Here is a 13,221-nt window from a genome sequence, read left to right on the forward strand (position 1 = left end):
TCTGTTCGACCCATCACCGGGCGGTGCACGACGACGACATCAGCCTCGGCCGCGACGCGGACGGGACCGTCACCGCGCGGACCGTCGACGGCCGCGTCCTCGTCGCAGCACCACCGGTCCTGCCCGGGCCCGACCCGGCAGGAACCCTCGCCCGCGCAACCCGCCACATCGACCCCACCACGATCCACACCCGCGACGGAGGACGCCTTATGGCAGGCGGGAGGCGAAGGCGAGCGAGCTCGCCGCGGCAAGGAAGCCCAGCGCGAGGGACAGGCCCAGGAACCAGGTGGTGATCTCCCGGTACTCGGTCCGGTAGCCGATGGAGCTGCCCAGGCCCTTGTAGACCGAGCGCAGCTCGTCGCCGGTGGCGGCCCGGTGGTAGGAGCCCTCGGTCTGGTCGGCGATCTCGTTGAGGGCCTGCTCGTTGACTGGGACGGGCACCTCCTGGNCGCCGACGTCGAGCGTGCCGTCGCTGGTGCCGTAGGCGATGGTGTCGACGGGGACGTGCGCCTGCCGGGCGGCGTCGGTGGCCTGCGTGTTCGGCCGGCCGCGGGTGGTCTCGCCATCGGAGAGCAGGACGATGGCCGCGGGTGGCGGGCTCTGCCCGGCGTCGGAGAACCGCTTGCCGGCGGTGTTGATGGCCTGCAGCGAGGCGAAGATCCCCTCACCGATGGCCGTCGCCGGGCCGAGTTGCAGGCCGCGGATGCCGGCGCGGACCGACTCGCGGTCGGTGGAGGCGGGCACGAGCACCGTCGCGCTGCCGGCGAAGGAGACCAGGCCCAGGTTGATGCGCGGCGGGAGCTGGTCGACGAACGCCTCGGCGCCCTGCTTGGCCGCCTCCAACCGGTTCGGGGCGATGTCGGTGGCGGCCATCGAGTTCGACACGTCGATGGCCAGGATGATCGTCGCGCGTTCCCGTGGCACCCGCTCGGCGCGGGCCGGCCGGGCCAGCGAGAACACCAGGCCGGCGAGGGTGAGCAGCAGCAGCGCGGCCGGGACGTGGCGGCGCCACCACTGCGGGCGCCGCGGCAGCACCGAGGCCAGCACCGAGGTGGACGACAGGCGGGCCGCGTAGACCCGCCGCCGCGCGGAGACGACGATGTAGGCGACGAGCAGCGCGGCGACGAGCAGGTACAGCCACAGCCAGTGGCCGGCGAGGAAGCTCACCGGGTACCCGCCTGGGCGGGTCGGACCGCCGGGCCGCCGCGACCGACCGGCGCGCGCCGCCCGGCACCGCGGCCGCGCCGGTTCGCGGAGGCGAAGCGGACGATGTCGACGAGCCAGTCCGAGTCGGTGCGCAGGACGAGGTGGTCGGCGCCGACCCGGCGCAGGGCGAGCGAGACCTCCCGGCGGTGCGCCGCGGCGGCCGCGGNGTACCGTTGCCGGAACTTCCGCGAGGAGGTGGGGACCTCCAGCATCGCCCCGGTCTCGGCGTCGACGACGGGCAGCAGGCCGACGGCGGGCAGGGCCAGCTCCAACGGGTCGACGATCTCGATCGCGAGCACCTGGTGGCGGGCGGCGACCACCCGCAGCGGGCGTTCCCAGCCGAGGTCGGTGGACTGGAAGTCCGAGATGACGACGGCGAGGCCGCGCCGGCGCGGCGGCCGCAGCAGGCCCTGCACGGCGGCGGCGAGGTCGGTGGCGGCCGCCGGGTCGGGGCGGCGGTGCGGCCGGTCGTGCGCGGTGCGGGGCAGCGTGAGCAGGCTGCGCAGCAGTGCCCGCAGGCCGTCGCGACCCGGCCGGGCCGGGATGAGCCGCGTGCCGGCCTGGGTGAGCGCGACCGCGCCCATCCGGTTGCCGGTGCGGGCGGTGAGGAAACCGACGGCGGCGGTGGCGGCGACCGCGAGGTCGCGCTTCTCCCAGGAGCCGGAGCCGAACTCGCTGCTGGCGCTGAGATCGACCAGAGCCCAGGTCTCCAGCTCCCGGTCGGCGATGAGGTCGTGGACGTGCGGGACGGTGGTGCGGGCGGTGACGGCCCAGTCCATCCGGCGCACGTCGTCGCCGACGGAGTACTCGCGGCTCTCCGCCTTCTCGCTGCCCTGGCCGGGCAGCAGCCCGAGGTGGTCGCCGAGCAGCATCCCGTCGAGGCGGCGCAGCACGGTGAGCTCCAGGCGGCGCAGCGTCCGCTCCACCGCCGGGTCGGAGCCCGGGGTGGCCGCGGCCGGCGTCGTCACAGCGGGCCCCGGTCGAGGTACTCCGGGAAGCCCGAGCGCGGGTTGGTGCCCCAGCCGCCGGTGTTCGGCCCGACAGGCCCGGTGGGGTAGGGGGCCTGCTGGCGCGGCGCCACCTGCGGCGGCTGGACGGTCTCCAGGATGCGGGCGGCGATCGCGTCCGCGGTCAGCCCCTCGGCCAGCGCCTCGTAGGACAGCACCAGCCGGTGCGGCAGCACGTCCAGGGCGACGGCGACCACGTCGTCCGGCACCACGTAGTCGCGCCCGCGCAGCAGGCCGAGCGCCCTGGCGGCGGCGACCAGGCCGAGGGAGGCGCGCGGCGAGGCGCCGTAGGCGAGGTGGCCGGCCAGCTCCGGCAAACCGGCCTCGGCCGGTGCCCGGGTGGCGAGCACCAGCCGCACCGCGAACTCGGTGATGGCGTGGTGGACGAACACGTTGTCGGCCCGCGCCTGCAGCCGCTCCAGCACCTTCGGGCCGAGGACGCGCTCGGGGACCGGCGGCGACACACCCATCCGCCGGACGATCTCCAGCTCCTCGGTGGGGCTGGGGTAGGGCACGTTGACCTTCATGAGGAACCGGTCGCGCTGGGCCTCGGGCAGCGGGTAGACACCCTCGGACTCGATCGGGTTCTGGGTGGCCAGCACCAGGAACGGCCGGGGTAGCCGGTGGGTGGCCCCGCCGAGCGAGACCTGCTTTTCGGACATGACCTCCAGCAGCGCCGACTGCACCTTCGCGGGCGCGCGGTTGATCTCGTCGGCCAGCACGAAGTTGGCGAAGACCGGCCCGAGCTCGACGTCGAACGCCTCCTGGCTGGCCCGGTAGATGCGGGCGCCCACGATGTCCGAGGGCACGAGGTCGTTGGTGAACTGGATCCGGACGAACGAGCCGCCGACCACCGTGGCCAGGGTCTGCACCGCCAGCGTCTTGGCCACCCCGGGCACGCCCTCGAGCAGGCAGTGCCCGCGGGCGAGCAGCGCGACGAGCATGCGCTCGACCATGCGGTCCTGCCCGACGATCACTTTCTTGATCTCGAACAGGGCGCGCTCGAGCAGCGCCGCGTCCGAGGTGGTGTCCGGGGCGGCGAGGCCGGCCGGGCTCTGCCCATCGTCCATGCCGGTATTCTCCCAGCCCCGGCGCGGAATGGGGCGCCAACGGAGTCGGCACGGCTCGGTTGCAAGCGTCTTCTAAGCCCCTGTTCAGGAACTTTCGGTCGCTGGGCCGGGCTGGGTCGGGGCCTCGGAGCGCAGCGCACGCGAGCGGTAACCGCGATCGGCGCCGAGGATCCGCTCCGCCGCGAGCCGTCCCGAGATGAGCACCATCGGCACGCCGACGCCGGGCCGGGTGCCGCTGCCGGCGAACACCACGTTCGCCAGCCCCGGCGCCATGTTCGCCGGGCGGAACGGGCCGGTCTGGCGGAAGGTGTGGGCGGCGGCGAACGGCGCGCCCGCGGCCATCCCGCGGGCCCGCCAGTCGGCCGGGGTGGTCACCTGCTCCACCTCGATGGCGTCGCCGAAGCCGGCGTAGCCGCGCCGTTCGCAGGTGGCGACGACCTCGTCGCGGTAGCGCGAGCGCAGTACGGACCAGTCCAGGGGCGCGGTGAGGTTCGGCGTCGGGAACAGCACGTAGTAGGCGTGACCGCCGGCGGGCGCCATCGCCGGTTCGCTGCGCGACGGCGTGGTGACGAGAAACGACGGGTCGCTCATCAGCTCGCCCCGGTCGATGATCTCCGCGAAGGTCCGCCGCCAGGCGTGGCCGAAGTGGATGGTGTGGTGCGCCGTGTGCGGGTACTCCGCCCGCGCGCCGGCCAGCAGCAGGAAGCACGACGGGGAGTAGCGCAGCCGGCGCAGCCGGGCCGGCGCCGCCGCCGGCGGCAGCAGCTCGGCGTAGGCGATCGGCAGGTCCGGGTTGAGGACCACCACGTCCGCGCCGATGCGCTCGCCGGCGGTGGTGTGCACCGCCACCGCCCGCCCGCCGTGCACCTCCACCCGGCTCACCGTCGTCTCGTAGCGCACGGTCACTCCGTGCTTGACCGCCGCTGCGGTCATCGCCTCGGCGACGGCGTGCATGCCGCCGGTCGGGTGGTAGACCCCGGCGACGGAGTCCATGTACGAGATGACGGCGTAGAGGGCGAGCGCGTCGTGCGGGGCCAGCCCGGCGTACATCGCCTGGAAGGAGAACATCCGCCGGGTCCGCGGGTCGCGCAGGTGACGGCCGACGACCGTGTCGAGCCNGCGGAAGCCGCCCAGCGCCGCGAGCCGGGCGAGCTGTGGGCGCAGCAGCGACAGCGGCGAGTCCACCTGGGCGTCGATGAAGTGCCGCACCTGGGCCCGGTACATCGCCGTGACCAGGGTGACGAACCGCTCGAAACCGGCGGCCTCCGCCGGGCCGCACAGCGCCCGGATCTGCGCCGCGGTGTCGGCCGGGTCGGCGCGCACGTCCAGCGACGAGCCGTCGGCGAAGAACCCCCGGTACATCGGGTCGAGCCGGGTCAGCGTCAGCCACCGATCGAGGTCCTCGCCGACGCAGTCCAGCGCGTCGGCGATCAGCTCGGGCATGGTCAGTACGGTCGGGCCGGTGTCGAACCGGTAGCCGCCGAGGGTGAGCAGCCCCGCCCGCCCGCCCGGCACCGCCTCGCGCTCCAGCACCGTCACCCGCCGCCCGGCCCCCGCCAGGCGCAGCGCGGCCGACAGCCCCGCGAAGCCCGCCCCGACGATGACGACGTGATCCGTCGGGCCCTCCACCGTGCGCATCCGGCGCCCGCCCCCTCTCCCCGCTCTTCCCGGTCGTCCGCGTTACTGTGCCCGTGCCGTGGCCGCGGTCGCGAGCTCCATCAGCGCGCCGCGGGTGGTGTCGTCCAGATCGGAGCGTGCCAGGACGGCCAGGGCCTGCGCGGTGCGGGCGGCGATCCGCTCCTCGGCTGCGGCCGGTGCGCCGCTGGCCGCGATCAGTTCGCGCGCCTGTTCGACCGCGCCGGGCCGGGCCGGGCGACCGACGAGGTCACGCAGCCGGGCCGCCGCGGCCGGCCGCGCCTGGCGCAGGGCCAGCGCCAGCAGCCCGTTGGGCCGGCCGTCGCGCAGGTCCTCCCCGGCGGGCTTGCCGGTCACCGCCGGGTCGCCGAACACCCCGAGGACGTCGTCGCGGAGCTGGAACGCCTCTCCGAGCGGATGGCCGAACGCCGCGTAGGTCTCCAGCAGGCCGGGACGTGACCCGGCGAGCAGGGCGCCGAGCTGCAACGGTCGGACCACCGTGTAGCCGGCGGTCTTGTAGCGGGCGATCCGCGCGACCCGAGCCGGGTCCACCTGGCCGCCCCCGGCTCCCCCCTGGCTGGCCCCGGGTCCCACCTGGCTGGCGAGGTCGAGGTACTGGCCGGCGACGAGCTCGCCGCGCATCCGCGCGTACGTCGGCCAGGCCCGCGCCAGGGCGCCGGGCGTCAGCCCGCTGGCCATCAGCAGATCGTCCGCCCAGGCCAGGAAGAGATCGCCGAGCAGGATCGCCGCCGAGCGGCCGAAGGTGTCCGGATCGCCGCCGAGCCGGGCCCGCCGGTGCACCAGGGTCAGGCGGCGCTGCGCGCTCGGCGCACCGCGGCGCAGCTGCGAGCCGTCCATCACGTCGTCGTGCACCAGCGCACAGGCGTGTAGCACCTCCAGGGCTGCGGCGGCCGTCACGATCTCGTCGCAGTCCGGCCCGCCGGCGCCCCGCCAGCCCCAGTAACAGAACGCCGGCCGCACCTGCTTGCCCCCGCTGAGCAGCACGTCCTCGGCAACCCGGACGAAGGGGTCGAGATCGGCGTCGATGTCGCGCAGCGCCGCCCCCCGGGCGTCGGCGAACCGGCGCAGTACGGNGGAGACCCGCGGGCGGACATCGGTCATCGGTGACCGGGGTACCGTGCGGTGTGCCCGTGTTCGACACCGCCATCCTGGTGATCGCCGTCGTGCTGCTGGCCGCCGCGGTGGGCGGTCTGTCCCTGTTGCGGATGCCACCCGCCGAGCTGGTTCACACCGTCGACGGTATAGAGGCCGTCGAGGTCATGGTGGCCGCGGGCCGGGTCGAGGTCGCCGAGCGCGACCGCTCTGACGTGCGCGTCGACCTCACGGTGCGGCGCCGGCCCGGCCGTTCGGGTCCCGCGGTGACCACCGGCGGGTCGGTGCTGCGGATCGACGGGCGGCGCAGCGACGTGCGGGTCCGGCTGGCCGTGCCGCCCGGCACGCGGGTGCGCGCCGAGGTGCTCACCGGCGAGATCACCCTGTGGGGTGTGCGCGGGGAGCTGTCGCTGGTCACCCGCGACGGCACGATCGCCGGCCGCGAGCTCGGCGCCGGCCCGGTCGCCGCCCGCAGCCGGGGCGGGGACGTCAACCTGCACTTCAGCGAGCCGCCGGACACGGTCCATGCGCACACCGAGTCGGGTCTTCTGACGGTCATGCTCCCCGACGGCGCGTATGCGGTGGAGGTCGAGACGGGCGATCCCAGCGCGGTCGACGTGGCGCTGGCGCCGACGCCGGGGGCCACGCGGCGGGTGGTGGCCCGCACCGTCGCCGGCCGGGTGCGCATCGGCCTGACCGCCCCGCTGGGGCCGCTGCCGATCTGATGTGCGTTGATGTCACGTGCCGCTCACGCGTGTTTCCGGCACAGGGGTACGTCTCCGGCCGTGGTCCGCGCCGGTCTACTCTCGTCGCATGACGGCGGTTCGGAGTGCGAGCGCGAAACCGGCGACGATGGGGGAGTTCCTCGCCTCCGGGCGTCCCTCGTTCTCGTTCGAGTTCTTCCCGCCCCGCACGCCCGAGGGCGAGCGTCACCTGTGGACCGCCCTGCGCCGGATCGAGGCGCTGCGCCCCTCCTTCGTCTCGGTGACCTACGGCGCGGGCGGCTCGACCCGCGAGGGCACGATCCGGGTGACCGAGCGGATCGCCACCGACACCACCCTCACGCCGATCGCCCACCTCACCGCGGTCAACCACTCCGTCNCCGAGCTGCGGCAGGTGATCGGCAACTACGCGGGCGCGGGCGTGCGCAACGTGATCGCACTGCGCGGCGACCCGCCCGGCGACCCGCAGGGCACCTGGACGGCCCACCCCCAGGGGCTGGAGCACGCCGACGAGCTCGTGCGGCTGGTGAAGTCGGTGGGGGACTTCTGCGTCGGGGTGGCGGCCTTCCCGGACAGGCACCCCCGCTCGCCCGACTTCGACACCGACGCCCGGTACCTGGTGGGCAAGTTCGACGCCGNCGCCGACTACGCCATCACCCAGTTCTTCTTCGGCGCCGACGACTACTTCCGNCTGGTCGAGCGGGTCCGCGCGCTGGGCTGCGACAAGCCGATCATCCCCGGGATCATGCCGGTGACGAACGTGGCGCAGATCGTCCGGATGGCACAGCTGTCCGGTGCCGCCTTCCCGCCCGCGCTGGCCGCCCGGCTGCAGGCCGTCGCGGACGACCCGGCGGCGGTGCGGGCGGTCGGCCTCGAGGTGGCGACCGAGCTGTCCCGCCGCCTGCTCGACGGCGGGGCGCCCGGTCTGCACTTCATCACCCTCAACCGGTCCAGCGCCACGCGGGAGATCTTCGAGGCGGTCCGGTAGGCGGGCGCCTACTCGGGATCGTCGTAGGCTTCGAACACNCACAGCAGCCACTCGTCGCGGAAGGTCTGCTCGCGCTCCAGGGCGAACCCGGCCTGGTTGGCGGTGTCGATCACCGCCGCCACGAGGCCGAGGTCGAGGGTGTTGAAGACCGGGGTGATCCGCACGGCGAGGATCACCTGGTGGCGGTGGGGGGCGAAGACCACCCGCGGGTCGAGGTCGTCGAGGCTCTCCACCACGCCGCTTACCTGCTCGGTCACGTCACTCCCGCCTGGCGGGGCCGGCCTGGCCTCGTCCGTCCGCTCCCATCGGCCGACGTGGCCGCGGCCCGTGGTGGAAGTCCACGCGACTCTACGTCCCCGGGGCGGTGACGTCCCGGACGGGGTCGGCGTCCCGGTCGCGGCTGATGTCCCGGGCAGGATGGACGTTGTGCGCACCCCCGTACCCGACCGCGACACCTATCTCGCGCGCTGGTCGGCCCTGCACGGCGGGTACGACCCGCGAGGCGGGCTGTGGCTGGTGCGCGCCTGGCTGACGCTGGTCCACCGGGTCGCGAGCCCGCTGGCCGCCCGCCGGGTGCCGCCGTCGGCGGTGACCGGGGCGGGGGTGGCGGTCACGGCGCTCGCGCTGCCGGCCGCCGCGGCCGGGGGCCGCTGGCCGCTGCTGGCGGTGGTGGTGATGCTGCTCGGGGGCGTCGCCGACAGCCTCGACGGAGCCGTGGCCGTCCTGACCGGTCGGGCGAGTGCCTGGGGTTACGTGCTGGACTCGGTCGCCGACCGCTGCGGCGACGCGCTGTACCTGGTCGCGCTGTGGTACGTCGGGGCGCCGGGCGGTCTGCTCGTCGCCGCCGGATGCGCGCTGGGGCTGCTGGAGTACACCCGGGCGCGGGCCGGCAGTGCCGGCTTCCGGGAGATCGGCGTCGTGACGATCGGTGAGCGGCCGACGCGGCTCATCGTCGCCGCGTTCGGGCTGGCGGGGGCCGGCATCGTCCCCGGCCTGGCCGGTTTTGCCGGGACGGTGGCGGCAGGCGCGACGCTCGCGGTCTGCGTGGTCGGCCTCGGCCAGCTCATGCTCACTCTGCGTGCCCTCCTGCTGGGCGCGCCCCCACCTCGTGACTAGCCGGGTGACGACAGCCGGTGACGGGCGCGTTGTTCGGACCTCCGTCCATTCCTTCGTGCCGAGGGCGGCGCCCGCTTCTGCGGTCGTGCGCGAGCAGACCGTATGCGAGAGATCTGTTCAGTATGCGGACAGTTTTGATGGTCGTCCGACCGGCGGGGTCCGGAAGATCTGGGCGGTCGCGGTTGACCGCGGGTTGCTCGTCGGTCTCCGCCGGTGGTGGTCGCCGGCCCGCGGGCGGCCGACCAGGGGTCGGAGCGTCACCGGCGGAAGCGTGGAAAAGCTGACCACGTGATCCGCATACGCGGATTCTTCTCGGCTTTCTGCCCAGATCTGCGGATTCATCGCTACGATCTGGCCATCCGCTCAGTCGCCGATCGGCCGCGGGCCGCGGCCGCGTGACCGGCGAACTCCGCACCCACGAAAGATTCGGGGAAATGGTGTCGTACCTCGCCCGCAGAGTGTCCCGTCCGCGTGTCGTCGCGATCGTTCTGGCCCTGGCCGCGATCCTCGTCGTCAGCCTGCTGCCGACCTGGCGGGCCGAGGCCGCCACTCCGGCCGCCACCCCGGCCCCCGCTGCGGCCGCGGCGCCCGCCAAGGCAGTCCCGCATCCCCTTCCCACCCTGCCGCCGGGCCGGGTGGTGCTCCTCGGCCGGATCGCGCACCCGGTGCTGCTGACCGTCGCCGATCTCGCCGCGAAGTACCCGCAGCACACCCAGACGGTCTCCTTCCAGAGCGGGGCGGGTCCGCAGACCCACACCTACACCGGCCCCCTGCTCTACGACGTCCTGCAGGCGGCGAAGCCGGCGTTGCGCAGTGACGTGAAGAACGACGCGCTGCGCTACGCCGCGGTCGTCCACGCCAGCGACGGCTACGAGTCGGTCGTCTCGTGGGGCGAGATCGACCCCGGCTTCGCCAACACCGAGGCGCTGCTCGCCGTCACCCAGGACGGCGTGTCGCTGGCGAAGGAGGGGCCCCGCCTGACCGCCCCCGGCGACACCAAGGGCGGCCGGTACGTCTCCGGCGTCACCGCGGTGACGCTGGTCCGCGCCGGGCTGTAGGCCGCGGGCACCGGGTGAGCCGGGCCGGTCAGGCCGGCCCGACGAGCCCGGCGACGATGCCGGCGGACAACACGACCAGCGGCAGGCCGCCGCCGGGGTGGGTGGACCCGCCGACGAGGAACAGCCCCGGTACCCGGGCGGCGTTCGGTGGACGCAGGAACGCCGCCCGGGCACCGTTCGACGACCCGCCGTAGATCGATCCGCCCACCGAACCGGTGCGCCGCTCCAGGTCCGCCGGGGTGATCGTCTCGTACCACCGCAGCCGGGACCGCACGTCGAACCCGCGGGCGGCGAGGATGTCCAGGACGTGCTGGGCGTAGTGGTCCGCCAGGCCGGGTTCGTCCCAGTCCAGGCCGCGCGCGTCGGGACGCCCCGCCGCGGCGACCGGCGCCGGGGCATGCGGCGCGGCGTTGACGAGGACGAACCACGCCTCGCCGCCCGGCGGCGCGCAGGCCGGGTCCGCCGGGGCGGCGATGTAGACCGCAGGGTCGGCGGCGAGGCGCCCGGCGAACACCGCGTCGAACTCGCCGTCGTAGTCCGCCGGGAAGGTGACCGTGTGGTGGCCCAGCCCCGGCGTGGCGCCGGTCAGGGCCAGCAGCAGCACGAACCCGGACATCGACGGCGTGGCCCGCCCCACGCGGCGCCGCCCGGCCCGGTCGTCCACCAGCCGGCCCCCCGCCCGCCGGGCGTTCTCCGGGCGGCCGTAGAGCGATGCCGCGTCGACGTTGGCGACGACGACGTCGGCGGGCAGCAGGAGGCCGTCGGCGAGTCGCACCCCGTCGACCCGGCCGCCGGGGGTGCGGGTCACCGTCAGCACCCGGGTGTCGAGCAGGATCCGGGCCCCGCGCTCCTCGGCGCGCCGCGCGATCGCCTCGCCCAGCCGGCGCAGCCCGCCCTCCACGTACCACCCGCCGAAGCGGCGTTCGGCGTGTACCACCGAAACCAGGGCGGCCGGGGCGCGCCGGGGATCGGAGCCGGAGTAGGTCGCGTAGCGGTCCAGCACCATCCGTAGGCGGGGGTCGCGCAGGTAGCCGCGGCCCAGGCCGCGCAGGCTGCGGCCGGGGGCGACCGCCGCGACGTCCCCGGGCGAGGCCCAGGCCAGCCGGGCGAGCCCGGCGGCGCGCACCGGGCTGGACAGAAACGGCCCCTCGGCGGCGTCGAAGACCCGCGCCGCCCGGTCGGCCAGGCGTCGCCAGTCGCCGCCGGCGCCGCCGCCGAGGCGTTCGTCGAGCTCGGCGGCGAAGGCGCCGTCGTCCGCGTGCGCGGCCAGGGCCGTGCCGTCGGCGAACCGGTAGGAGGCGATCGGGTCGAGGCGGCGAAGGTCCAGCTCGGCGCGCAACGGTCCGCCGGTCGCGGCGAACAGGTCCTCGAACACGGCGGGCATGGTCAGCAGGGACGGCCCGGTGTCGAAGCCGTAGCCGTCCCGCTCGTACCAGCCGAGCTTCCCGCCGATCCGCGACGACTGCTCGCAGACGGTGACCTCATGCCCCGCGGCGGCCAGGCGGGCCGCGGCGGCCAGCCCGCCCACCCCGGCGCCGATCACCACCACCCGGGCCACGGCGTCGACTCTACGAGCCCGCGCCCCGCGGTTCTCGCCGCGGTGGGGGCGCCGTGACCGGTCGGCCCTTCCAGGTCGCGGTACCACGTCGCCGCCGCCACCACGACAGCGCCGTCAGGTATCCCAGCAGGCCGACCGAGACCGGGTGGGCTGCGGCGTCCGGCCAGCTGCGCCCTCCGGTGCGCCGGGCGGCGACCACCCGGCCGGCGACCCCGGCGAGGTAGCCGGCCAGTCCGGCGCGGGAGCCGAGCGCCGCCGCGGCGGCCGGCAGGACGAACAGCCACCACAGCAGGCCGATCTGCGCGGCGCTGGCCGCCGGGCCGCCGCCGGCGGCGGCCAGCGACTTGGCGTAGCCGTCGCGCAGCTCGGCCCAGCCGGCGTACATCCGGTTGGTCGCCAGGGCAGAGCCGTCGACGACCACCCCGCGCCCCCCGGAGCGCTTCACCGCCCGCAGCAGGGCGATGTCCTCGAGGATCTGGTCGCGGACCCCGGCGTGCCCGCCAGCCCGCCGGTACGCCGCCGCGTCCACGCACAGGAACTGGCCGCCGGCCGCGGCCAGCGACGGCCGCGGGGACCGCTCGGCCGCCCGCAGCGGCAGCAGGGCCAGCCACGACCAGGTCAGCAGCGGCTGGACGAGCCGCTCGGCCGGGCTCGCCGCGACCTGGCGCGGATACGGTGAGATCAGGTCCAGTCCGCTGGCGCGCAGCAGCAGCACGGCGCGGGCCAGCCCGTCGGCGGCGAGGATCACGTCGGCGTCGACGAAGACCAGCACGGTTCCGGTCGCCGCGGCCGCCCCCCGGGCGCAGGCGTGCGGCTTGCCCAGCCAGCCGGGCGGTGGGCCGGCGCCGCGCAACGCGACGATCCGCCGGTCGCGCCGCGCCCAGCCGGCGAGGATGCGTCCGGTGGCGTCGGTGGAGGCGTCGTCATAGACCACGATCTCCAGATCGGGCACGTCCCGCGCGGCCAGCAGGGCCGCCAGGCAGTCGTCCAGCCGGGCGGCCTCGTCCCGGACCGGCAGGACCACGGACACCCGCTCCGGCACCGGCCGGGCCGGCGGCGCCACGCGCAGCAGCCGGGCGTTCACCGCCGCGTGCACCGCGATGCCCAGGGACGCCACCGCCGCCGCCCCCACCACACCGTCCCGGACCGTCGCCGCTCCGGCTCGGATGATGGCCGCTCCGGCTCGGATGATCGCCGCCCCGGCCGGGACCGCCCTCACCGCCACCCCCACCGCCCGGGATCGTCCGCTCGGCGTTCGGCACGCCAGGGCCGCAGCGCCACGGCCAGCACCACTCCCATCGCGACGCCACCGGTGACCGCGACGCCGGGCTCGCCGAAGAAGGCGAGGTTCGCCAGCACCGACGACAGGTAGGTCCAGGCCAGCAGGGTGAGCGGGATGCGCTCGTCGCCGCGGTCGCTACGGCGGCCGTGGCGGGGACCGTCCGTCGGGTCGGGCAGTGCGAGCAGGATCGCGGTCATGACGGTGCCGACCACCAGCCAGCCGAGGAAGTTCGTCAGCGGGATCCCGTTGAGCGCCGGACCGCCGCCGAGCCAGTGCCAGTGGCCGGCGGTGACCATCTGCGGGTCGAGGAAGAGATCCCAGGTGGCCAGCACCAGGCCGCCGAGGACGGCGGCGCGGACCGGGGCGCGCCGGTGCCGCCGGACCAGGACATAGGTGGGATACGCCATCATCGCCCAGGCCAGCGGCACCACGACGGCGACGCCGCACAGGCGGGGGCCGAGCGAGN

At 75.4% G+C, this 13,221-nt stretch carries 9 protein-coding genes and 9 pseudogenes; 7 read left to right on the forward strand and 11 right to left on the reverse strand.

All coding sequences use genetic code 11. The features are described 5' to 3' along the window. Positions 1-207 precede the first annotated feature (207 nt). The 7 genes and pseudogenes from UK94_RS68145 to UK94_RS68160 all read right to left on the reverse strand — a co-directional run. Positions 208-448 (reverse strand): annotated as a pseudogene (locus UK94_RS68145) (VWA domain-containing protein); the annotation flags it as partial. Position 449: 1 nt separating this feature from the next. Further along, a pseudogene (locus UK94_RS68150) lies at positions 450-1,167 on the reverse strand (VWA domain-containing protein); the annotation flags it as partial. Further along, a pseudogene (locus UK94_RS68155) lies at positions 1,164-1,372 on the reverse strand (DUF58 domain-containing protein); the annotation flags it as partial. The pseudogenes UK94_RS68155 and UK94_RS68150, both read right to left, overlap by 4 nt. Position 1,373: 1 nt before the next feature. Further along, a pseudogene (locus UK94_RS28080) lies at positions 1,374-2,174 on the reverse strand (DUF58 domain-containing protein); the annotation flags it as partial. Then, positions 2,171-3,283, reverse strand: coding sequence for a MoxR family ATPase (locus tag UK94_RS28085; protein WP_011603324.1), 1,113 nt, complete (start codon positions 3,281-3,283; stop codon positions 2,171-2,173). The gene UK94_RS28085 and the pseudogene UK94_RS28080, both read right to left, overlap by 4 nt. Before the next feature lie 84 nt (positions 3,284-3,367). Beyond that, positions 3,368-4,401: phytoene desaturase family protein (gene crtI, locus UK94_RS28090; protein WP_235490319.1), on the reverse strand; the 1,034-nt coding region annotated here is incomplete at its 5' end. A 1-nt stretch (position 4,402) separates the two neighbouring features. Further along, positions 4,403-4,921, reverse strand: a pseudogene (locus UK94_RS68160) (FAD-dependent oxidoreductase); the annotation flags it as partial. Between the two features lie 1,121 nt (positions 4,922-6,042). Here UK94_RS68160 and UK94_RS28100 point away from each other — a divergent pair. The 5 genes and pseudogenes from UK94_RS28100 to UK94_RS68185 form a co-directional block, all read left to right on the forward strand. After that, the gene (locus UK94_RS28100) at positions 6,043-6,756 is read left to right on the forward strand and encodes a hypothetical protein (protein ID WP_011603327.1); all 714 of its coding nucleotides are present in this window, start codon (positions 6,043-6,045) and stop codon (positions 6,754-6,756) included. An 88-nt stretch (positions 6,757-6,844) separates the two neighbouring features. Next, on the forward strand, positions 6,845-7,132 hold a 288-nt coding region (locus UK94_RS68170; protein WP_235490320.1), incomplete at its 3' end, for a methylenetetrahydrofolate reductase. Position 7,133: 1 nt separating this feature from the next. Next, positions 7,134-7,391 (forward strand): annotated as a pseudogene (locus tag UK94_RS68175) (methylenetetrahydrofolate reductase); the annotation flags it as partial. Between the two features lies 1 nt (position 7,392). Beyond that, positions 7,393-7,443 (forward strand): annotated as a pseudogene (locus UK94_RS68180) (hypothetical protein); the annotation flags it as partial. 1 nt (position 7,444) lies between these two features. After that, positions 7,445-7,741: pseudogene (locus tag UK94_RS68185) on the forward strand (methylenetetrahydrofolate reductase); the annotation flags it as partial. Positions 7,742-7,780: 39 nt separating this feature from the next. Here the strand turns inward: UK94_RS68185 and UK94_RS28110 are convergent. Then, a pseudogene (locus UK94_RS28110) lies at positions 7,781-7,998 on the reverse strand (hypothetical protein); the annotation flags it as partial. 160 nt (positions 7,999-8,158) lie between these two features. Here UK94_RS28110 and UK94_RS28115 point away from each other — a divergent pair. Continuing rightward, positions 8,159-8,857 carry a CDP-alcohol phosphatidyltransferase family protein gene (locus UK94_RS28115; RefSeq protein ID WP_055752205.1) on the forward strand — a complete coding sequence of 233 codons (699 nt, stop codon included), beginning with the start codon at positions 8,159-8,161 and terminating at the stop codon, positions 8,855-8,857. Between the two features lie 434 nt (positions 8,858-9,291). Further along, positions 9,292-9,915: a hypothetical protein gene (locus UK94_RS28120; protein WP_157734475.1), complete on the forward strand. Its 624-nt coding sequence runs from the start codon at positions 9,292-9,294 to the stop codon at positions 9,913-9,915. 28 nt (positions 9,916-9,943) lie between these two features. Here UK94_RS28120 and crtI (UK94_RS28125) read toward each other — a convergent pair whose 3' ends face one another. From crtI (UK94_RS28125) to UK94_RS28135, 3 genes are all read right to left on the reverse strand, one after another. Then, complete coding sequence (gene crtI / locus UK94_RS28125; protein ID WP_055752206.1) at positions 9,944-11,473, reverse strand: phytoene desaturase family protein; 1,530 nt, start codon at positions 11,471-11,473, stop codon at positions 9,944-9,946. Between the two features lie 10 nt (positions 11,474-11,483). Beyond that, complete coding sequence (locus tag UK94_RS28130) at positions 11,484-12,692, reverse strand: glycosyltransferase family 2 protein (RefSeq protein ID WP_235490322.1); 1,209 nt, start codon at positions 12,690-12,692, stop codon at positions 11,484-11,486. Beyond that, positions 12,689-13,220: carotenoid biosynthesis protein (locus UK94_RS28135; RefSeq protein ID WP_235490324.1), on the reverse strand; the 532-nt coding region annotated here is incomplete at its 5' end. The genes UK94_RS28130 and UK94_RS28135, both read right to left, overlap by 4 nt. Position 13,221 lies beyond the last annotated feature (1 nt).

This window comes from Frankia sp. AvcI1 (genome assembly GCF_001420875.1).
Taxonomy (GTDB): domain Bacteria; phylum Actinomycetota; class Actinomycetes; order Frankiales; family Frankiaceae; genus Frankia; species Frankia alni.